Here is a 21143-nt window from a genome sequence, read left to right on the forward strand (position 1 = left end):
ATTATCATGTACGTTTTCAGCGGCAAAGAAGAATTTAAGCAGGCATTTTCCGAAAGATTAGAAACCAAACTTGGCAAAAACATGGAGACAGCTACAGAGGATGATGCTTACAGGGCGTTGGGGTCGCTGTTAAAAGATAAAATAAATAAAAATTGGATGCACACCAATCAAAAATATAAGGAAAATAAACAAAAACAAGTCTACTATTTTTCTATGGAATTTTTAATAGGACGATTGATCGGCAATAATCTTCTTAATTTACAAGTACTTCAAACGGTAAAGGAAGGTTTACAAGACCTTGGATTATCGTTGTCGATGCTAGAAGAAAGAGAGAATGATGCTGGACTTGGCAACGGTGGTTTAGGCCGTTTAGCTGCATGTTTTCTTGATTCTTTAGCTACATTAGGTTTGGCAGGGCATGGTTATGGACTCCGTTATAAATATGGAATGTTTCATCAACAATTATTAGACGGTCAGCAAATGGAATTACCTGACGATTGGCTTGCCCAAGGGTATGTATGGGAAGTACGCCGACCAGAAGAAACAATTGAGATCCGTTTTGGCGGACATGTGTACCCTGTTGAAGACTCATTAGGTGCTCTTTCTTTTGATCATAGTGACTATGAACAGCTAAAAGCAGTGCCTTATGATGTTCCTGTCGTAGGGTATAATAATGAAACGGTGAATACGTTAAGATTGTGGTCCGCTGAGCCGTCGGTTGATGATACTCTTGTTAAAGCTTCCTTGGAGGATGATTATGGGAATTTTCTCGATCATCGCCGGTCGTTAACATCTATCACAGAATGTCTATACCCAGATGATTCTAACGAGGAAGGCAAAGAGCTTCGTTTGAAACAAGAATATTTCCTTGTCTCGTCTGGTGTTCAGTCTGTAGTTCGTTCTTTTGAAGATCTAGAGTTACCTATGTCTACATTTTCAAACCAAGTAGCTCTTCATATTAATGATACCCATCCTGCGTTAGTTATCCCTGAATTGATGAGGGTTCTCATGGATGAAAAGGGGATTGGCTGGGATGAAGCTTGGGATTTAACTCAGCGCTCGGTTTCTTATACGAATCATACAACCTTAAGTGAAGCTTTGGAATCCTGGCCGATAGATTTAGTACGTCGGTTATTGCCGCGGATTTTTATGATTATTGTTGAAATCAATGAGCGATTTTGTCAATCTTTATGGAAAATATACCCCGGCGATTTTGATCGAATTGCAGCGCTTGCTATTGTAGCAGATGGCCAGGTGAAGATGGCGCATTTGGCGATTGTAGGAAGTCATAGCGTAAATGGAGTGGCTCAACTGCATACAGAGATATTAAAAAGACGGGAAATGAAAAATTTTTATAGGACGTTTCCTAATCGATTTAACAATAAAACGAATGGAATCACGCACAGACGCTGGCTAATGTATTCCAATCAAAGATTATCGAAAACGATAACAGAAGCAATCGGGGAAGAATGGATAGAAAAACCTGACTGTTTACAGAAACTGCTTCTCCAACAAGATGATGCTGCCTTATTGGATCAGTTGTATGACATCAAACAGCAAAACAAGGAAGAGCTGGCGGCATGGGTGAAGAAGACCGATGGAATTACGATTGATTCGTCTTCTATATTTGATGTTCATATAAAACGCCTTCATGGATATAAGCGGCAGTTATTGAATGCTATGCATATTATGTATTTATATAATCAAATCAAGTTAAATCGATCGTATACGATCAAGCCGAGAACTTTTTTCTTTGCAGCAAAAGCAGCTCCCAGTTATCACTTTGCAAAAAAAGTGATTAAGTTAATTGATAGGATTGCAACGGTTGTTAATAATGACTCAGATGTGAATGATCAACTTAAGGTTGTATTTTTGCCTAATTATTCGGTTTCCACGGCGGAACGTATTATTCCTGCAACAAATGTAAGTGAGCAAATTTCTTTAGCCAGTAAAGAGGCATCCGGCACAGGTAATATGAAACTAATGATGAACGGAGCGGTGACCCTTGGCACGATGGATGGTGCTAATGTTGAAATCCATGAGTTAGTAGGTAATGCTAACATTTATACGTTTGGATTAAGTGCCGAGGAAGTTCATCGGTTCGACTATAACGGTTCCTATTCATCGAGAGATATCTATGAGTCGGATCACCGCATCCGTCTCCTTCTGGATCAACTCATTCTGTTTAGTCCCTTCTCCAAAGGTGACAATGTATTCGAAGAAATTTATCATGCCTTATTGACCCATAATGATGAATTCTTTGTGTTAAAAGATTTTGCTAGTTACGTGGCAGCGCAACAAAAAATAAATCGGGATTATCCATTTAAAAGGAAGTGGAGTAAAAAAAGTTTAATAAACATTGCTCATTCCGGAACGTTTTCGAGTGATCGTACGATACAGCAGTATGCGGATGACATTTGGAAAATTAAACCTGCTACAATATGAAGGGATCGCAGTTAGGGGGACGAAACGTGAGGCAGCGAGATTTGTATCACAATAGTTTTCAATTACAATACAGGGAGCCTTTTGGGGCTGTTCCGAAAGGTTCAAACGTTTCGTTGAAACTTGATATTCACCAATGGTATAAGGTGTCACAAGTGAACCTGCATTATATTTACGATAAAAAAGATGACCATCACATCCAAGCCATGGAATTGAATAAGAAAGTACGCCCCTATCATAGATATGAATCGAGAATTACCACTCCGGAGGAACCCCAGTTACTCTGGTATTTCTTTGAGGTGGTGACAGATAACCATTCTCTTTATTATGGACGGGAAGAAGTGTTTGAAAGTGGTGCTGGTCATATTTATGATCATATCCCGCCATCTTGGCAAATTACCGTTTATGATCCGGTTTATCAAACTCCAAATTGGTGGAAACATGCTACGATGTATCAAATATTCCCTGACCGTTTTTACCGCTCGGGAACGGTTGATGTCACTCATGCACCTAAAACAAGCTTATTGCACACCCATTGGGATGATGAACCACTTTATATTTTTAATGAGAAAAAAGAAGTGACACGTTGGGATTTTTTTGGGGGCGACCTACAAGGTGTGATTGCAAAGTTAGATTATCTACAATCATTAGGAGTGACGGTTCTTTATTTGAATCCGATTTTTGAGGCGGAAAGCAATCACCGTTATGATACAGGTGACTATCATACAATTGATCCGTTCCTTGGAGATAAGAATGATTTTATAGAACTTATCGACAAGGCAGCAGATTGTAATATCGAAATTATGCTTGATGGCGTCTTTAGCCATACAGGTAGTAATAGTAAATATTTTAATCGCGAAGGACAGTATTCAACACTTGGAGCTTATCAGTCAAAAGATTCCCCTTATTATGAATGGTACACGTTTCATAATCACCCTTATGACTATGAAACATGGTGGGGAGTAGGAACGCTGCCCACACTGAATAAAGAAAACCAAGATTATCAAGACTTTCTTATCTATGACAAAGAAAGTGTGATTAAAACCTGGCAACAACGAGGGATGAAGAATTGGCGTCTTGATGTTGCGGATGAGCTTCCCGATGATCTTATTAAAAAAATCTATAAACAAATGAAAAACGACGATGAGTCGAGTGTGCTTCTTGGTGAAGTATGGGAAGATGCAACGAATAAGACAGCGTATGGTAAGCGCAGGGATTATTTTTTGGGTGGGGTATTGGATTCTGTAATGAACTATCCACTTCGCCGTATTATGCTCGACTTTATGAAGGGAGAAATAGACGCCGGTGTTGTTCACCGAAAATTAATGACCTTACGTGAACATTACCCTAAGCACTATTTTTATTCGTTGATGAATATGTTATCGAACCATGATGTGGAACGCATAAAAACGGTTTTAGAAAAAAATGTCCTTGCTCATCCAATGGAAGAAAGAAAAGAAATCGTTAAAGCACAAGTGAAAGCCTTAAGTCTATGGTTATACTCCTTCCCGGGGATTCCGTCGTTGTATTACGGAGATGAGGCGGGGTTAACAGGAGGGAAAGATCCAGACAATCGTAAGCCATACCCGTGGGGTAAAGAAGACCGCGAATTAATATCGTGGTATAAAAAGCTAGGTAGCTGGAGAAATAAATTTACTGCTCTACGGACTGGGCACTGGAAATCCCACTTTTTAAATCAACATGTGTATAGTTTTGAAAGATGGACAGAAAATGGGGAGGATACCTTTGGCAAAAAAGCTGATAATGAACACATGATTTATTTTATCAATCGGGACCATAGAGAGAGTGAAGAAGTCACCCTATCTGTTAAAAAGGAAGGGAATTGGCAGGATATACAGAATCTTTTGCGCATATTTCCTTCAAAAAACGGGAAATTAAGGCTTACGCTTGAGCCAAACGAAAGTATGCTGTTGCAATATCTTGATTGAATGTTTATTTAATGGGATAGGGCAGTATAAAATGTTGGCGTTTTTTCGGAGGAGGCTGAGGCTAGACCTGCAGAAAGCGTCCTGTCTGGAGCGGATGCGGAAAGAAGCATATTCTAAAACAAAGGACGGAGCTTGGGAAGTTCGCCCAAGCTCCGTTTTTCTTGGTAGTGATTGGCTATCGTTCTTTATTAAAATGAGGGAGTCAGCATGGATTTATGATCCACATCCAACATTTACTGTTCCCATTCGATAATTTACTAGCCGAGTTTGAGTGATTACTGTCCGAATGAGCAAGTTTACTAGCGAAATTCAAATTTACTGTCCAATCTTTCACAAGCGAACCAAATCTAATAAGCTCATCATCGGAATAAATCGACATGTTCATCATCCTTTTATAATTTCTTTCACCCGTCCAACACTGCCATCTTCCAGTCGCACTTTAATGCCGTGCGGGTGATTCGACGAGTTTGTCAGTACATCTTTAACGATACCGCGAGTCAGTTTTCCGGATCGTTGATTTTGTTTAAGTACAATGTTTACTTCTATTCCTGGTTGAATAGTGCTGCGGTTTTGCCCATTCATGGCAGTCGCTCCCTTTTTATTTGGTTGTCTGAAAATCGAGTGGAAGGCCGAGATCCGCTCTTTTGTATAGCTGATAAAACTTTTTAAAGCAATACGGTGACCTATTTTCTGGCTCTGTTTTTTCTTTTTGTTTCTCCCATTGATTCAACAAGTAAGATGAGTCGTCTTTACCAAAGAGGAAACTAATACCTGAAGTTATGTTAAAGGTTGAAAACGGAAGAATTCTTGTGTACAACAGTAATTCATCAGAATCGACAGTAGCGCTAAAATGATTATCTATAATTTCAATGTCCATTTCATAAATGAGGTCCTCTAAAAGCACCGTACCATCGATTTTGCTAGCATCTTTTACTTGAAATAATGACGACCAGGCATTGTCTGCAGCTTCGAGTATTTGCAATCGTTCGTCTGCTTCTTCGTGGTCCTGTTTGTACTTCTGAACAGCCTTTTCACCATTCCAATCGTATTCATAAATAGCAAAATCGGTCATAACATCACGATCAAACGCTTCTTCGTTTTCAAAGGAAATATTTAAAAATCGGCTCACTTCTCGTAATGTGTGAGGACCATTTTGCTCGACTAAATAGGAGAAGATGTCCGCATGAAGCTGCATACCAGCGCTTCGAATCTGTTTATATTTTTCAAGGTTTGCTTGTTTTTGTTTAGCCACTTCCGGATGGACGATATGATGAAATGTTTGCTCTTTTTTCGGCAGCTTTTCTTTTTGCTTACCTAGAAACAATTCTGCCAACGGATAAAACGAATCGAGTGTTTTGGCATTAATATCACTATCATTTAAAAAGTTCATTTTTTCCTCTTCTGTACGGGAAAGAAACTCATGTAACGAAGAATCATTTATATGTTTAGCTGCTTTTGCTGACGGAAAGACAGGTAGTTTCCCTTCAGATTCTTTATACATGCTCTCTAATTCCCAGATACTGTGAGCGGCAACATCGCGCAGCATATGCACGTCCATGTCGTTGTATGTGCTAACTGTTAATAAGACGTTGTGAAAATAATACTGGGAAGCATCTAAGTTAACGGTATCTAGAATCTGGGCGAGAGTATACAGTGCTTCAGTGTGAGTTGGATCTAATTCAACTGCTTTTTCAAGCGCAGCTGCGGCAAGGTCAGCGCGGTGGCTTTTGTAGTAAAGGTTACCGAGTGTATACCATAAAAAAGCATTCGTCTGGTCTTGTTTAATCAGCTTCAGTATATGTTCTTCCCCTTGTGCTGCCCATTTTGGTTTATAATCGTCGAAAAGCCGGGATTCCCCGTTTAACGGAATCGACGGGTTATCGGGATTTTCTGTATTGCCTAATGCTCCCAGATAAACGGCTTTTTCCAGGCGATCGCTCCATGTCCATTCTCCTGCTGCATTACAATGAACACAACGAAAATAAAACGGGAATTGAACTTTGTCCATTACGGTTATTTCTTGTGTAACCAGTTTAGAACGGTCCACGATAGAATAGTCTAGAAGCGGCTGCCCGATATTATATTTCTCACGTTGTCCACATTGATGACATGTTAACAAGTGTCGGTTTCTTCTAAAAAAACGTGGCATTTTATTTAATTTTTCCGCTACTTCATAAGCAATTGACCCAAGAAGGAGATTACTTGTTGGAAGGGTCTCATTTTCGGGTAAAGGTTTATTGGTTAACAATGGATATAATTCTGGATTTATTAATAACATCGTCGTTTAAGTCCTTTCATTACGAGATACTTGGTTAAAATTTTATCATAAGGAGGACATTTTAAAAAATCCAGACAGTTCATACTGCCTGGAGTAAAGCCAATAGAAGATAAAACATCGTGAAAGTTTAGTTTTCGTTCATAATTTCAGATACGATTTCATAAGAACGTAAACGCGCATTATGATCATAAATTTGAGCATTAATCATCATTTCATCCGCTTGTGTATCGTTTAAGAAATCCTGCATTTGCTTTCTGACAGTGTCCTGTGAACCGATAATAGAAGAACCTAGTTGTTTTTGTAAAGCAAATTTTTCTTGCTCTGTCCAAACATCATCCATGTTATCAACAGGCGGTTGGAGCTTGTTTTCCGTGTTCCGAACTAGATTCAAAAACTGCTGTTTCATGGTTGTACTGAGATACTCAGCTGCATTATCTGTATCTGCGGCAATAATATTAAGACCTACCATCGCATAAGGTTCATCCAGTACATCGGATGGCTGGAAGGAGCGACGATATAAATCAAGTGCCGGCAGTGTATTGTCTGGTGAAAAGTGGCTGGCAAAGGCGAATGGCAAGCCAAGCTGACCGGCAAGTTGTGCACTGAACCCGCTGGAACCAAGCAGCCAGATTGGGATATCTAAACCTTGTCCTGGAATCGCACGAATACGTTGTTTCCCAGAAGCAAGGGACGAATCAAAATATGCACGCAATTCTTCTAAATCTTGCGGGAAATCATGTCCATCGCTCTTACTGTTACGGCGAAGCGCCTGCATCGTGAGCTGATCGGTTCCTGGTGCGCGTCCAAGTCCGAGGTCAATACGATTAGGATAAAGCGTTTCGAGCGTGCCGAATTGTTCGGCGATAACGAGTGGGGAGTGGTTTGGCAGCATAATACCGCCTGAACCGACACGAATTTTCGATGTAGCGCCTGCCACGTGCCCGATTAATACAGATGTTGCGGAACTGCCAATGAAAGGCATATTGTGATGTTCGGCCATCCAATAGCGATGATATCCCCATTTTTCCGCATATTGGGCAAGGTCGACTGTATTTTGATACGAATCAGAGGCTGTTCCGTTTTCTACGATGGGTGACAAATCAAGAGCGGAGTAACGAATGTCTTTTAATTGTTTATCTGTAGACATATTACATCTTCCTTTACTTTAAAAAATTTTGGACTGGTCGTATTTTATCAATTTTATTTAGTGTTCCAAAATAAAATGATTGTACGCGTCTGGAAATGACATTTAGTAGTTTCGAACGGATAGAACAGGGAATGAGTAAAGAAAAGGGTGAAAGGTGGTTATTCTATGGCGGCAAAAACATTGACGAGACAGATAGATTCGATGGGACGCATCGTTATCCCTAAAAGTGTCCGAGATCAGTTGGAGCTTGCGGACCAACCCCTTGTTTTAAACAAAAGAGTGAATCGTCAGGCGGTAGTTGTGATAAAAGCTAATCAGACGTCTGAAGAATATAAAGTATTGGATGAACAAGGTCGCCTTTTGATTCCTGCTGATATCAGACACGAATATGATTGGGATAAAGGAGATCAAATTGAGGTCGAAATATATGAAGACTCTATTTTCTTACAAAGTGTATTGGCCACTTGCTCGGTTTGCGAATCAAAACATTCATTAATAAAAATAAATCAGGCGTTTCTTTGTGAGGATTGTTTGGCTGAAGGTAATCGAGGTATTACAAAGAGATGGGCAAATGTGCTCGATCAGTTGGTTCAAGAGTATATGGATTATTGTGAAAAAGCGCTGTCTTTTAATGATACAGAAGATTTACATCAAGCTCGTGTAAAAGGCCGGCGTTTGCTGACGTTGTTGAATTTCTTAGGCATTGATAAAAATCATAAACTAATGGAAAAACTCCAAGACGCTCATAAGCGTCTAGGAAATGTCAGGGAACGTGATGTACTTGTTCATGCTTTTGAAAAAAGAGCAGCAGAAACAGAAAATGCAGATCATGCTGACATTTATCGGCAAGTAGGCGAACGAGTAGATGAAAAACGTCGAAAAGAACAGAAAAAATTGCAAAGCAATCTACCGGAAATGATTAACGCTAAATTTGTAGAACGTTGGGAGGCATTCAGAGATGACGAATTACGTAAACTAGTACTTCCATTAGATGTTGAAGATAACGTCAAATACTATGAAGAACAATTCGCAGAAAAAGTGACAAAATACAAAAACGTGGTGGCTGAGGATGGAGAATCATCGAAGCCTGCGTTAAAAGCATTACATGATATTCGGATTCTTTCAAAAGAACTTCGATACATCTATCAATATTTAGGATTGATTTATGGGAAGAACTATGCCGATTATGCTAAACAGTATAAAAATTATCAGCGTCAATTCGGAGACATAAATGATATCCGCGATTGGTTACGCGAAATAAAAGACTGCCGAAAGAAAATAGACGCCCCTGCTGAAAATGTGAAGGACGTGCGAAAGATGTTAACAGAAGAACTTCAAGCATTGGTAAGCAAAATAGAAATAGGAAAATAAAGGGGAAGGGTCCCGGACAATAGGAATGCCGGGGCTATCCATCGAAATATAATTTACTGCGTTTAGTTATGACTGGGTCTCTTGAGCATGGAGTTTCTTTCTATAAATAAATGTACTTAGAATAATGCTGCACTCGTATAATAGAAGTAGTGGGATGATTACGAGTATGTCTGACATAAAGTCTGGCGGGGTGATAAGAACGGAGATAATAACCAATACAAAGTAGGCTACTTTTCTTACTTTCACCAGTTTCCTTGGATTGATAATACCAATTTGTGTGAGAAACATAATAACGGCAGGCATTTCAAATAAAAATCCAAAAGGCAACGTTAAATTAATCATAAACGAAAAATATTTATGGACAGTGAAAAAGGTTTCAAAATCATCGTCAGCTAAATTTTCCAAAAAGGAGAGAACCAGCGGAAATAATACAAAATAACCGAAAGCGATTCCTCCTAAAAATAAGAAAAATAAGACGGGGATAAATGACAATGACGCTTTTTGTTCGATGTTGGTTAAAGCCGGCTGCACAAACTTCCATACTTGTAAGGCTGCAATTGGCAGCGTGACGGCTAACCCAATGACACCAGCAATAACCATGTACACCCAAAGGACATCCCCAGGCCCGAGCAATGCTAGCTTATGTTCTAAATCTCGTACTAGAAATTGATAAATATTTTTTACGAAAACAAATGATACAGCAAAAGAAAAAACAAAAGAAAGCAGTGTAATGATTATTCTTTTGCGGAGTTCACCGAGGTGATCGACAAGATTCATTTCGGTACTCATTGATAATCAACCTTTCTTGTAAAATCAAGATGCAAGCAGGATATGAGAAAACCTGCCTGCATCTATTCAGTCGTTAACTGCCTGTTTTATCATGTTTTCTTTCCATTGCTTGCACGTTGCTGTCGTCTTTTTCTACGGTTTTCTTTTCTTCGCTATCTCCGTTTACTAATTCGGTCGTTGCTTTTTTAAATTCCTTTAACGTATTTCCGAAAGCTCGTCCGATTTCCGGAAGTTTGGATGGTCCAAAAATAATTAACGCGATAACGAGCACTAGAATTAATCCTGGAATTCCTATATTTTGCGGCATCATTTAATCCTCCTCATAGTAGTGGCATGCCGTGACGTGAAAAGGCTGCCGCTTCAAGATTAGACATTCCTTTTCGTTCAGCAAAGGCGGCCAATTTATCTGAAACTTGAGGAGCGTAGGATGCCGGTGGTTCAGCGTGTCCCATTAGTCGTTGCCGACCGGCGTTTCTCCAGGAAAACGGCCCCCAAATCGCAAAGGTTAAGCCGGGAACTTGTATATTTACAAAAAATGTTTTGCCATCAGAGGAAAAAGTCGGGCCGGCAAGTTCGGAATTATTTAATCGGTTTTCGGCAAAGGTATATACTTCTCCTTCGGGTGTCATTCCGATAATACGGTCTACTCCGCCTCCATCTTCTGCTATCCACAAATCTCCCCATGGCGTCATGCAAATATTATCCGGCATCTCGAGGTCATTTTTGTCAGTGGATTCATAAAATAGTTCTAATGTGTTAGTTGCCGGAATATAGCGGTAAACACGGCCAAGATTCCCGTCGCCAGCAGACGTATCGTCGAACCAAAATACTCCTCCTGCAAAGTAAGCTCCTTCTAAACGGCTGAATTGTATACAGTCTTTTTCTATAGCTTCATCACTCGGCTTTTCAGGATCAACATCTTTCCAAACAATCCCGAAGGTTTGGCCATCATCAAAATCACTGGCCATCGAAGAAGGTTTTTCTTCTAAAGCTGCCGCTTGCAGTGTACCGCCTTTCTGTAATGCCCCCACCTTCTGGCTACGATCGTTAGGAATAAAACGATAGAAAAAACTAGGACTCGAATCTTCTGTTAAATAGACGATTCCTGTCTCAGGATCAGTAGCTGTGGCTTCATGAGAAAATGCCCCCATGTCACGGATAGGAGTTTTAGACACGTCGCCTTCCGGATCGAGAGGATCGACTTCGAACACGTATCCATGTCCCCGGTTTAACGTTTCCTCACATGTTAGCCAAGTGCCCCAAGGAGTAGAGCCGCCAGCGCAGTTTCGAACCGTTCCGGCAGACGTCACATATTCTCCAGTTAATTTTCGGTTTGGTCCGACAATAAGCGCTGTTGTACCGCCAGTTGCCTCTTTATTGTATGGATTTTTTCCTTCTACAGGAAATTCGTGGTTTCCGCTTAATTCATGATTTCTCACTAAAATAGTAGAATTTTGTTTACCTGGAAAAGCAGCCATTCCATCAAACATGGCTGGGGTTGGGCGGCCGTCAACCAGCTTTCCCCCCTCTTCAGAAATAATACGGTATTGAAATCCATTAGGCAGATCAAGAACTCCTCCAGGATCTTTTACGAGCGGTCCATAGCCAAATGAACTACTGTCTGGATTCCGAGTGGCAGCCATCCCATGTTTAACGCTGCCGAGTGACCCCAACCCTGACGTCGAAAGAGTTAAGGCAATGGCACTCATGCTTCCAGCTTTTAAAAAATCCCTACGATTCATTGTGTTTTTCAATGTCAGCATTCCTCCTTACTTTTAATAGGATGTTATCCTTGGGAGTATGTCTAGTTCAAAACTATCAAAAGAGTTTTGAAAAACGGTTTATTTTATGTAAATATTCAGATTTTAATGAACATTACTTCTAAAGTATGTAATAATCGCCGTTGTTAACGGAGGATAGGGCGCTATGTTCTGTTGACAGTAGGTAGTATGACACAGGTAGATAATATAAGAACTAATAATAACAAAGAATCGGGGTGTCTATGGAAGGAGGAGGACGTTAAGGAAATGAAGAAAAGGTAAAGGTAATGTGAAAAAGAACATTATCAAAATGTAGTTCCTTCATATTTTTGATTGGTTAGGACACAATAATCCTAACCAATTTTTTTAAGGAGGTTCATTGGTGGAGGGACATTCACAAAACAAGGACATGTTTTCACGCGACGAACATAGAGAACATCAACAAAATAAAAAATTAAACGCTTCAGAACTCGGAGATTTATTTTCAAATTACATGGGTGATTCGATGTTTGCCTGTGTTTTTGAACATCAACTTCAGGTAGTGGAAGATGATGAGATTAAAGAATGTATAGAATTCGCATTAGACATTTCAAACAAACATCTCAGAATGATGAGAGAAATATTTGTCAAAGAAAACATACCTGTACCTGTAGGATTTGGAGAACAAGATATGAGACAAGAAGCGCCTCGATTATTTAGTGATATTTTCATGCTCTTTTACATTGAGCAAATGACGAGAGTTGCTCTTATTACGTATGGTGATACGTTATCAACATCAGTAAGACATGATATTGCTGATTACTTTAAGATGTGTTTGAATGATTCTATTGTGACTCAAGAAAAGGCGATGCATTTATTATTGTCTAAAGGAATACCAATCTCCACTCCAAATATACCATATCCAACAAAAGTTGATTTTGTCGAAAAAGAGTCCTTTATTTCTGTCATAGCTGGTAAGTTTAGACCCCTAACAGCAATTGAAATTAAGCATTTGCAGGTAAACATTAATTCAAACATTTTAGGTAAGTCTTTGATGTTAGGATTTAGCCAAGTTGCTTCTTCCGCCAAATTACGAAATTATTTTCAAGACGGAGTAAAAGTGGCAGATAGACAAATTGAGGAATTAGGAAAGTTTCTAATTAGTGAAGATTTACCGACGCCAAATTTAATGGATGCTCATATAAGTGATTCTATCATCCCGCCATTTTCTGATAAGTTAATGCTTTATCATACATCGTTAGCTAATACGATTGGCGTTTCAAACTATGGATTCGCTGTTTCTAAAATAATGAGACATGATTTACATGCTAAAATTGCTCTTCTCACGGCAGATATAGCGAAATACGCAAATGAAGGAATGAATCTTACAATCGAAAATAATTGGTTTGAGGAGCCCCCTACAGCAGCGGACCGAATAAATCTTTCGAAGCACTCATCTGCAGATTAACCTGTAGACTGATTACTTAATCTAGATTGGAAGGTCATCGTGTAAAGAAGAATTTGGAAAAAGAGGAATGAACGCACATATTTTTGTGCATTTATTTCTCTTTTTTTAAACAAACTTATTTGGTTAGAAAGGTAAGTATAGATTTGGCACGATTTATATTTTGGGATGAACCTTCAGCAGGAGTAGAACGGGCGATTCCAACGGGAAAAGCATGAGGTCGAGGGCTCACACGAGGACCTGAAGGTTTCATCAAACGGTGGAAAACCGTCATGATTTTTTTGTTAGCTGTAATCGTTTGGCAAGAGGAGTTAAAGTGAATCCATGAGCCGTAACCGTGGTAAAAACTAAGGCGAGTGTCATGGGCAATAGTAAGACAGCATCATCGAAGCCATTTTTTATAAGGATACTTTCAAAATAGCTACTGACTGTCAAAGCGACAATTCCCCTTGGAGCAATCCAACTTATTAATGTTTTCTCGCGGGCGGGGAGGTCTGTCCCTATTAAAGATAACCAGACAGACAATGGACGAACGATAAAAAGCATCAACAGCACAAACCCTAACAATCGAAAATCAAGCATGCCTGCTAATTCTTCTCTGGTAATCGTAGCTGTTAAAATGACAAATACAGCAGAAACTAAAAGAATGGCTATATCCTCTTTGAAGTGCCGTATGTTTTCTAATATATGGTCATCCAAGCCCATATTTGCCATGGCAAATCCCATTGCTGTTACTGCTAACAGACCGCTTTCTGGCATCAACAGATTAGACAGACTAAAACTAAGAACAACGACGACGAACATGATAGAAGTCTGCATGTGGTGAGGGATAATCTCTTTTTGGAATACATAACCCATCCCATAACCTATAAAGTACCCACTGATTAAAGCAGTTGCCGCAGCGAGAAAGAACAACACTAAATATGTCCATTCCGTTATGCCCGTAACACTCAAACCGATTTGTAACGCGAGTAATGCTAGTAGAGGACCAACTGGATCAACAATAACGCCCTCCCAATGCAATAAACTGGCTGGACGTTCTTTTAACTTGGATTGCCGTAGCAATGGACCAATGACAGTTGGTCCGGTAACGACGAATAATCCACCAATAACAAAAGAAACCACCCATGATAAGTCTATGATGTAATGGGTAGCGACTGCTGTAAGTATCCATGACAGGAAAGGAACAGACGTTACCATACGCCGAACAGGCCTTCTGAAATGACGAATTTCGTCTCGGTCTAAACTGAGACTGCCTTCAAATAAAATGATGGCGACGGCCATGGAAATCAATGATTTCATAATCGGACCGAAAATGTTTTCAGGTTGAACAACATGCAGTCCAGGCCCGACGATAACGCCTGCGATCGTCATCACTACAATTGCAGGTAAACTCCAACGCCATGATAACCATTGGGAAAACATTCCGATAAACAAAACAAGTCCTACTCCTAATAAACTAAAATCCATGATACCCTCCCTTTCCTCATACCATTGTCATGTATTATTAGAAAGTAGTATTTACAAGAACCGGCCATTATATAAAACAGAGCATTTTTTTGAGAGAATTTGAGACCATTTTTTCAGTTACTACGTTTCACAGGTAGAATAACAAAAAGGGGGGACACACCAATGACCAGCAATGAATCGATTCAACGTGCGCGCTACGGCAATCAAGAGTTTCATGACCTTGTTCATACCTATTATCAAACCGTTCAGCGATTTGCGTACCAAATCGGTGTCAAACCAGAAGATATAGAAGATGTCACCCAGGAAGTCTTTTTGAAAGTATATCGGTCACTCCATCATTTTTCCGGCGGTACTTTCACAACCTGGCTGTATTCGATTACGTTGAACACCGCAAGAGATATGATGAGAAAACAAAAACGCTTGAATCAGAAAATTGAAAAGATGAAAGAGAAAACGTCAAATCAGACGTACGCTACACTGGACGTTAGTGAAGACGCAATGGAACTACACGAGATGATCCGCACTCTTGATGAAAAATATCGGGTACCGCTTGTCCTTCATTATTTTCATCAACAGACGCATGCAGAAATCAGTGAAGTAACCGGAACATCTGTATCCGGTGTGAAATCACAGGTGATGAGGGCGAAACAGCAGCTCAAAGCTCAAATGGAAAAGGGAGGTGTTTCTCATGAGTAAATCTTTTGAAGAGCGTATGAAAGAATTAGAGGAAGGATATAACAATATGTCGGATTCCATCTCACCAGAAAAAATCATTGAAAGCGTAGAGAAAACAAAGAAAAAATCCCGCTGGAAAAGAATATATACAACGGGCGGAGGAGTAATTGCTGCCGGCATTGCAGCCCTGCTTATTATGAGTCAGACTAGTGTAGCCCCGGGTGGCGATAACGTGGAAAATAATGAACAACCAATGGAAGAATCGCAACAAGATGATGAAGTGCCTGCTTTCACAGAAGAACGTGCAGTACAAGTAATGAATGCTTATAAAGAATCATTTGTATCTCTTATTGATGAGGCCAACCAAAATAATCAAAAAATCAACTCCTATCAATCCATTGATGAAGTAAAACAACACTTCAACAACGTTATGTCTGATGAGCTAGCTACGTGGATGACAGATTCTTATTTCAGAGAAGAAGATGATGGAGTTTACGTCATTGCAAAAGATGGACCAACGTGGTTTCAGGAAGATCAATCGTTTGAGTTGGAAGAAGTGTCGGAGGAACATTTCAAAATAGTCCAAGAACGAAACAACGAATTACTCGGGCACCGCGAAATGATTTATCATGCAACGTATCGAGAGGAACAATGGATAGTGGATGATATTGAAACAAATGTATTAGATGAGCAAACGAACGAAAACCCGGAATCAGAAGAACAAGAAAATATTATGAATACTTCTGAAACAGTACTAACTATGTTAGCAAGTCAAGATATGGGAAGCTTGTCATCGCTTGTTCACCCCGAAAAAGGAGTTCTCTTCTCCCCGTATGTAAATATTGATGAAGAAGATGCTCGCGTATTTGATCAGGAAGAAGTAGAACAATTTTTTGAAACAGATCAAGTGTATGAATGGGGTGTTTATGATGGTCGAGGCGATACGATTGAACAGACGCCAAGTGAATATTATGAGGAGTTTATTTTCGATCGAGATTTTCAAAACGCGGATGAGATTTCTGTTGATGACATTGAACAACGTGGGAATATGAGCAGTAACATGAAAGACGTTTTTCCGGATAGTACCGTAGTGGAATACCATATTGAAGCTTCAGGTGAAAGCGGAGGGATGGATTGGGCAAGTCTCAATCTCGTGTTTGAACAAGATACAGAGGATTCATGGAAATTAGTTGCGGTTGTTCATGATCAATGGACAATCTAGATATCGATCTTTATAATGCCCGAGTCGTGCGCAGATTCGGGCATTATAAATGTTTTCATCAAACAAGGGAATAAGAACATAAATGAGTGAAAAGATAAAAAGTGTGTAAGAGACGGTCATATTACGTGCTATAAAGTTTACAATCAGTGGTGAGTCTATGTTGTTATTTCTTGGAACGTTACTTGTACTATTTGCTGTTACTGTTATTGTTGTGCGGTTTATGGGGAAATCTGCATTATCACAATTTACCCCACACGATTTAATTGCAATATTTTTTATAATAGGCCTTGCGATGAGCGTTTTGGAAGTAGAAGGAATTTTTCAATCGTCCATTGGCATAGTAGTTGTTATTGTTGTTCATATCTCGCTTTCCAAATTAAGCCTTTACAATAAGTTAAACAAATTAGTGATCGGAGAACCGACAATTTTTATTAAACATGGAAAATTAATCAGGGCTAACTTAAAAAAGAGTCGTTTTTCGTTGTCGGAACTTTTAGCAAGTATTAGAAGTAAAGGCTATGCAGATATAAGCAACATTCAATATGCGATTCTTGAACCAAGCGGAGATATTAGTGTGCTGCCGAATGAAAACGCCATGCCAGTGACACCTAATATGTTAGGTTACCAATTAGAATACCAAGGAACCCCTATTGCTGTAATTGTTGAGGGGGAGATTCAACACAGAAATTTAGAATTAATTCATAAAGATAGAGACTGGCTGATGGAAAAAGTACAAGCTGCTGGTTTCACTAAAGTAAATGATATTTTTTATGCGTCGGTACGAGACAACGATCACTCTTTCCTTGTTGATGATGGAGAGGGGAAACATGGCTCCTCGTAAGGTTTAAAGTGGAAATCACATTTAAATATTGATTATCAAGCTTATAATTACTGGGTATAAGCTTTGATGCGGTTGTTTCCGGGAAGGACATGAGTGGCGAGGTAGAAATGGAAATAATATTCGCAAAAAGCTAGTACGGTAGCAGCAAGGATTGAAGCTGAAATAATTGGAATCTCGGACTTGAAAAACAGTGAACCAAAAATCCATATTAGCAGAAAGGCGAGAAAAAAGTCAGCGATGGTAGCGGGAATGTTCATGATTCTTGGCATGATGAACAAATCACCTGGATAAGATACGATACCAATGATGGCAGTTAAAATAAAGACAAATAAAAAAGACACACCAAAACCAATTCCAAGTATTAAATATAGGACAATAAGGGTAGTGACACCTTTTATAAGAAGTGCTTTTGCATGTTCCATCTGCTTTCTAATCTCCTTTTTGTTTCCTTATTTACTTGTAAATTGCCCGTTTGTTAATCATGTTATGTATTTCTTTATTATCGTTTTTCAACCACCCATAAGAGCTTCCATCTAAAAGGGGCTGGGACTAAACCTTTATAAGATAGAAAAATGCCGAACGATTTTACAAAATCGTTCGGCATTTTTCGTTCCTAAGACAAATCGCTGCGCCAAAATACTTCGCTTTCACTCCAGAGCACAAGAGCGACATCGGCTCCCTGCGGATCACCGTGTCTCCTTTGCCGCGGGCACGGCTCGAAAAGAGAAAGATCGGCTAAAAGCGGCACGTCCTGTGCCAACGCCGATCTGACCCGCATCCTGCGGGCCCTCGGCAGAAAACCCCTGCCTGCGGGGTCTCACTTCCGCAGGATGCGGTGGCTTCTACGTTGCACACAGGACGTGTGCGATTTTAGTAGAAGTTCCTTCGTGCTTTTCCCGCAGGAGTCGAAGCATTTTGGCTCCGCTAATATGCAGTTCTTGACCAGCGCAAGACATTCGTGTTTACTACCGCATATTTTTCTTTTGTCCCAACCTCTTGTTGTTTTATGGTGTGTGTGACATTAAATTCTTTAATACCTTTGCTGAATGGGTGAATTGTTTTTTTTCTGTTTCGTTTAAATCAATCTCAATAATTTCATGAATTCCTCCACGGTTAATAATCGCGGGAACACCTATATATATTCCTTTTTCCCCGTATTCTCCGTCAAGATGAGCAGATACGGTTAAAACCGACCGTTCATTATTAAAAATTGCTTGTGTTATGCGAAGCAGCGACATTCCGATTCCGTAATTGGTCGCTCCTTTTCGTTTAATAATATGATAAGCAGCATCACGGACATTTTCAAAAATATTATCTAATGTGCTTTCTTCTAACTCAGCCTGTCCTTGCATTCGTTTATAAATGCTCTCCATTCCTATTGCAGCATGGCTCCATACAGGTAATTCCGTGTCACCATGTTCGCCGATGACAGCTGCGTGAATATTTCTCGTATCGACATCGAAATATTCTCCAAGCATATACCGCAAGCGTGCGGAATCAAGGACAGTCCCTGATCCGATTACTTTTTCTTTCGGAAGTCCGGATTCTTGCCATGTCACATGGGTCAAAATATCAACAGGGTTAGTGGCTACGAGAAAAATGCCGTTAAATTTATTGTCCATGACTTGTTTTACAATTTGTTTAAAGATGTCTGTGTTTTTAGCTAATAAATCAAGCCTTGTTTCGCCTGGTTTTTGGGCAAGGCCGGCAGTGATGACAACCAAATCTGCGTCTTTGCAATCTTCATAAACACCGCTCCACACTTTAGCAGGAGCAGGAGCGAATGGAATACTATGATTGAGATCCATCGCTTCGCCTTCCGCTTTTTCTTTATTCACATCGATAAGCACAATTTCACCGACAGTCCCTTGATGAATAAGGGAATAAGCATAGCTGCAGCCAACTGCTCCTGTTCCTATTATAACAACGCGATTCACGTCTTCTTTTGTCATCATAAAAGCCTCCTTTTTCATGTGAATTATTTCACATATTAAGTGTAACATTTGATTGTGAAAAAGTTCACATATTGGAGTGAAAATTATGTGAACTTTTTCATCATGGAAAGTGTGTTAGTTAATCTATCAAAATTCGTGATGAAAAATACTTATTATGCAACACTCTAAAGAAAGATATAAATGTAAGGGTGACACACTTTTATGGATGTAAAAAAGAAGGATCAGACGTCAGCTCTATTTTTATCAACTTTAGCAATGGTTGTTTCTTTTGCATTATGGTCGGTGATTGCACCAATTTCAACTGATATTCAAATAGTGTATGGACTCAGTGAAATGGAAAAGAGTTTTCTCGTCGTGACTCCAGTTGTTTTAGGATCGATTATGAGAATTCCAATGGGGATTATTACTGATAAATATGGCGGAAGAAAAGTATATACGATAACTATGCTGTTTCTAATCATTCCGTTGGTAGGCGCGGGTTTTTTTCATCAATACAGTATGCTGTTGTTTTTTGTATTTTTCATTGGTATGGCGGGAACGACATTTGCAATAGCGGTGAGTTATGTGACGAAGTGGTTTCCGCCGGAGAAACAAGGCATTGTTCTTGGAATAACCGGAATGGGGAACATGGGGACGGCGCTCGCAAGCTTCACGGTTCCAACCATTTACACAAGTTTCGGTTTAGAGTGGGTGTTTTGGGGATTTGCTGTTGCTATAGCGTTTATGGCTCTAATTTTCTGGTTCGGGACGAAAGAATTGTCAAATCCTAAAGAAGTTATTACTTTAAAACAATCATTTTCTGTTGTAAAACATAAACAAACATGGGTGTTGTCTTTATTTTACTTTTTAACTTTTGGCGGATTTATGGCCTTTAGTTTATATTTGCCTGCTATTTTGCAAGACACGTTTCAGTTTTCAGCAGTCAGAGCGGGAATGATCGCGGCCGGTTTTGTTATATTGGCAACGTGTATCAGACCATTAGGAGGATATTTAGCTGATATATTTAGTCCTGTCCACGTGCTAAAACTGTTATTTAGTGGCATCGTTATATTTGCTATAGTCATGGCTTTTTATAGTACTAATTTTGCTATGTTTAGTATGAGTTGTGCGGTGATGGCACTGCTGTTAGGGGCAGGTAATGGAGCTGTATTTAAATTAGTTCCTCAAGTTTCTCCGACAAATACAGGAGCGGTTACTGGTTTTGTGAGTGCGATTGGAGGAGTAGGTGGATTTTTTCCGCCTGTTGCGCTTGGATTGATCAAAGGTATCACAGGTGGATACACACTTGGTTTCCTGTTACTTGCGTTATTTACAATCGGGTGCTTGATTGTAATCCGAAAGCTATATCATAATAGAATGACAGTACGACCAAAATCAACGGCGTAATATGTTTAATATAAGAAATAAACAGGAATGAGTATTATACAGCAAGTGTGGGGTAACATGGAAAAAGGTAGCTGTTGAATAAAACAACCACGAAAAAACAACAAGAACAAACAAGAAAGGAGTATCTGATATGTCCTCCTTACGTGATGACATTCATGCCTTAATCAACAGTCTTCCCGAAGAAAGCTTAATAGAAGTGTATAACACCTTGTGGGAGTACAAGGAAGAAGAAGAAAAAGAATTGCATGAAGAGGCAAAAAAAGAAGTTCAAGCGGAGCGGAACCAAGCCTAATACATCCAGCCCGCTAGAAGTCCCCCCCCTGTAGATAGCACAGTTTAAGACCATGTAGCAACCTTCCAGGATAAAAAAAGACGGATTTTGGGTGAACTTCCCTGGTCCGTTTTCTTAGTTCA

At 39.6% G+C, this 21143-nt stretch carries 18 protein-coding genes; 9 read left to right on the forward strand and 9 right to left on the reverse strand.

What is annotated here, in order from left to right; genetic code table 11:
- Positions 1-6: 6 nt before the first annotated feature.
- Together J2S78_RS15410 and J2S78_RS15415 are read left to right on the forward strand one after the other, a co-directional pair.
- Positions 7-2445 carry a glycogen/starch/alpha-glucan phosphorylase gene (locus tag J2S78_RS15410; protein WP_306899993.1) on the forward strand — a complete coding sequence of 813 codons (2439 nt, stop codon included), beginning with the start codon at positions 7-9 and terminating at the stop codon, positions 2443-2445.
- Positions 2446-2471: 26 nt separating this feature from the next.
- Positions 2472-4391: a glycoside hydrolase family 13 protein gene (locus tag J2S78_RS15415; RefSeq protein WP_306899994.1), complete on the forward strand. Its 1920-nt coding sequence runs from the start codon at positions 2472-2474 to the stop codon at positions 4389-4391.
- Between the two features lie 384 nt (positions 4392-4775).
- Here J2S78_RS15415 and J2S78_RS15420 read toward each other — a convergent pair whose 3' ends face one another.
- From J2S78_RS15420 to J2S78_RS15430, 3 genes are all read right to left on the reverse strand, one after another.
- Positions 4776-4973 carry a YwbE family protein gene (locus tag J2S78_RS15420; protein ID WP_125560360.1) on the reverse strand — a complete coding sequence of 66 codons (198 nt, stop codon included), beginning with the start codon at positions 4971-4973 and terminating at the stop codon, positions 4776-4778.
- A gap of 16 nt (positions 4974-4989) precedes the next feature.
- On the reverse strand, positions 4990-6669 hold the full coding sequence (locus J2S78_RS15425; RefSeq protein ID WP_306899996.1) for a tetratricopeptide repeat protein: 1680 nt from the start codon (positions 6667-6669) through the stop codon (positions 4990-4992).
- A gap of 127 nt (positions 6670-6796) precedes the next feature.
- Positions 6797-7816 carry an LLM class flavin-dependent oxidoreductase gene (locus J2S78_RS15430; RefSeq protein WP_306899998.1) on the reverse strand — a complete coding sequence of 340 codons (1020 nt, stop codon included), beginning with the start codon at positions 7814-7816 and terminating at the stop codon, positions 6797-6799.
- Between the two features lie 165 nt (positions 7817-7981).
- On the opposite strand from J2S78_RS15430, the gene J2S78_RS15435 reads away from it, so the two are divergent.
- A complete protein-coding gene (locus tag J2S78_RS15435; RefSeq protein WP_306899999.1) occupies positions 7982-9187 on the forward strand; it encodes a CHAD domain-containing protein in 1206 nt (401 codons plus the stop codon).
- Positions 9188-9253: 66 nt separating this feature from the next.
- Here J2S78_RS15435 and tatC read toward each other — a convergent pair whose 3' ends face one another.
- From tatC to J2S78_RS15450, 3 genes are all read right to left on the reverse strand, one after another.
- A complete protein-coding gene (tatC, locus tag J2S78_RS15440) occupies positions 9254-9976 on the reverse strand; it encodes a twin-arginine translocase subunit TatC (protein WP_306900000.1) in 723 nt (240 codons plus the stop codon).
- Positions 9977-10049: 73 nt separating this feature from the next.
- The gene (locus J2S78_RS15445) at positions 10050-10283 is read right to left on the reverse strand and encodes a twin-arginine translocase TatA/TatE family subunit (RefSeq protein WP_125560414.1); all 234 of its coding nucleotides are present in this window, start codon (positions 10281-10283) and stop codon (positions 10050-10052) included.
- A 13-nt stretch (positions 10284-10296) separates the two neighbouring features.
- The gene (locus J2S78_RS15450) at positions 10297-11730 is read right to left on the reverse strand and encodes an alkaline phosphatase PhoX (protein WP_370871577.1); all 1434 of its coding nucleotides are present in this window, start codon (positions 11728-11730) and stop codon (positions 10297-10299) included.
- A 388-nt stretch (positions 11731-12118) separates the two neighbouring features.
- Here J2S78_RS15450 and J2S78_RS15455 point away from each other — a divergent pair, with 388 nt between their 5' ends.
- Positions 12119-13183, forward strand: coding sequence for a DUF3231 family protein (locus J2S78_RS15455; RefSeq protein ID WP_306900004.1), 1065 nt, complete (start codon positions 12119-12121; stop codon positions 13181-13183).
- A 267-nt stretch (positions 13184-13450) separates the two neighbouring features.
- On the opposite strand, the gene J2S78_RS15460 is transcribed toward J2S78_RS15455, so the two are convergent.
- On the reverse strand, positions 13451-14650 hold the full coding sequence (locus tag J2S78_RS15460; protein WP_306900007.1) for a cation:proton antiporter: 1200 nt from the start codon (positions 14648-14650) through the stop codon (positions 13451-13453).
- 162 nt (positions 14651-14812) lie between these two features.
- Between J2S78_RS15460 and J2S78_RS15465 the strand changes: the two genes are divergently transcribed.
- From J2S78_RS15465 to J2S78_RS15475, 3 genes are all read left to right on the forward strand, one after another.
- Positions 14813-15346 (forward strand): RNA polymerase sigma factor, encoded by a 534-nt coding sequence (locus J2S78_RS15465; RefSeq protein WP_306900009.1) that lies wholly within the window; start codon positions 14813-14815, stop codon positions 15344-15346.
- Positions 15339-16547, forward strand: coding sequence for a hypothetical protein (locus tag J2S78_RS15470; RefSeq protein ID WP_306900010.1), 1209 nt, complete (start codon positions 15339-15341; stop codon positions 16545-16547). Before J2S78_RS15465 ends, J2S78_RS15470 begins: the two co-directional genes overlap by 8 nt.
- Positions 16548-16704: 157 nt before the next feature.
- Positions 16705-17388: a DUF421 domain-containing protein gene (locus J2S78_RS15475; RefSeq protein WP_306900012.1), complete on the forward strand. Its 684-nt coding sequence runs from the start codon at positions 16705-16707 to the stop codon at positions 17386-17388.
- A gap of 47 nt (positions 17389-17435) precedes the next feature.
- Here the strand turns inward: J2S78_RS15475 and J2S78_RS15480 are convergent, their stop codons facing one another.
- Both J2S78_RS15480 and J2S78_RS15485 read right to left on the reverse strand, forming a co-directional pair.
- Positions 17436-17810 (reverse strand): DUF2512 family protein, encoded by a 375-nt coding sequence (locus tag J2S78_RS15480; protein ID WP_306900014.1) that lies wholly within the window; start codon positions 17808-17810, stop codon positions 17436-17438.
- 582 nt (positions 17811-18392) lie between these two features.
- Complete coding sequence (locus tag J2S78_RS15485) at positions 18393-19340, reverse strand: L-lactate dehydrogenase (RefSeq protein WP_306900284.1); 948 nt, start codon at positions 19338-19340, stop codon at positions 18393-18395.
- Between the two features lie 204 nt (positions 19341-19544).
- Between J2S78_RS15485 and J2S78_RS15490 the strand changes: the two genes are divergently transcribed.
- Together J2S78_RS15490 and J2S78_RS15495 are read left to right on the forward strand one after the other, a co-directional pair.
- Complete coding sequence (locus J2S78_RS15490; RefSeq protein ID WP_306900016.1) at positions 19545-20729, forward strand: nitrate/nitrite transporter; 1185 nt, start codon at positions 19545-19547, stop codon at positions 20727-20729.
- Positions 20730-20859: 130 nt separating this feature from the next.
- Positions 20860-21021 (forward strand): hypothetical protein, encoded by a 162-nt coding sequence (locus tag J2S78_RS15495; RefSeq protein ID WP_185819830.1) that lies wholly within the window; start codon positions 20860-20862, stop codon positions 21019-21021.
- Positions 21022-21143: the final 122 nt, after the last annotated feature.

The sequence above is a fragment of the Salibacterium salarium genome, assembly GCF_030813635.1.
Classification (GTDB): domain Bacteria; phylum Bacillota; class Bacilli; order Bacillales; family Marinococcaceae; genus Salibacterium; species Salibacterium salarium.